This window comes from Arthrobacter sp. GMC3 (assembly GCF_002929305.1).
Taxonomy (GTDB): Bacteria; Actinomycetota; Actinomycetes; order Actinomycetales; family Micrococcaceae; genus Specibacter.
On sequence record NZ_PJIO01000053.1, the window covers coordinates 1 to 1,025 of the forward strand.

1 protein-coding gene is annotated in these 1,025 nt (G+C 58.4%); it reads right to left on the reverse strand.

Features of this window, described 5'->3' with window-relative positions; all coding sequences use genetic code 11:
- On the reverse strand, window positions 1-1,006 hold a 1,006-nt coding region (gene lipA / locus CXQ94_RS21360; RefSeq protein ID WP_104092573.1), incomplete at its 3' end, for a lipoyl synthase.
- Between the last annotated feature and the right edge of the window lie 19 nt (window positions 1,007-1,025).

Below are 1,025 nucleotides of genomic sequence, written 5' to 3' on the forward strand. Positions count from 1 at the left end.
CAATCAGGGATGCTGCTTCTTGGCGGGTGTGGCCGGCGTCTTCGATGCCGTCGGCGATGTGGGCGAGGTGTTCGGGGATGTTCCGGCCCTTTTTGCGCATGGCAGTGGCCCACAACCTTCCGGCCCGGTAGGAGGACCGCACCAAAGGCCCACTCATGACACCGAGGAAGCCGATTTCCTCCGCTTCCTGGTTCAATTCCATAAATTCTTGGGGTTTGACCCACCGGTCCACGGGCAGGTGCCGTTCGGAAGGACGCAGATACTGGGTGATGGTGATCAGATCCGTGCCAGCGTCATGGAGATCTTGCAACGCCACGGAGATTTCTTCGCGGGTTTCGCCCATACCCAGGATCAGGTTCGACTTCGTCACCATCCCCAAATCCCGGCCCTGAGAGATCACATCCAGGGAGCGCTCGTACCGGAACGCGGGACGGATCCGCTTGAAAATCCGGGGCACCGTCTCCACATTATGCGCAAACACCTCAGGGTTGGACTCACAGATCGCGGCAATATTTTCCGGCTTCCCGGAGAAATCCGGGATCAACAACTCCACCCCGGTGTTCGGATTCAACTCATGAATCTTCCGCACCGTTTCGGCATACAGCCACACACCCTCATCGGCCAGATCATCCCGAGCCACCCCGGTCACGGTCGCGTAGCGCAGATTCATCTTCACCACCGAGCGGGCCACCTTGGTCGGCTCAAACCTATCGATCGGGGACGGCTTACCCGTATCAATCTGGCAGAAATCACAACGACGGGTGCATTCGGAGCCACCAATCAGGAACGTGGCCTCACGGTCTTCCCAACACTCAAAAATGTTCGGACACCCGGCCTCCTCACACACCGTATGCAGCCCCTGACCCTTGACCAGATTCTTCATCGCAATGTACTCGGGCCCCATAGAGACCTTCGCCTTCATCCACTCAGGCTTACGCTCCACCGGAACCGCAGCATTACGCTGCTCAATCCGCAACAACTTACGACCCTCAGGCGCCAACGTCACAGCAATGCTCCATCTTCGG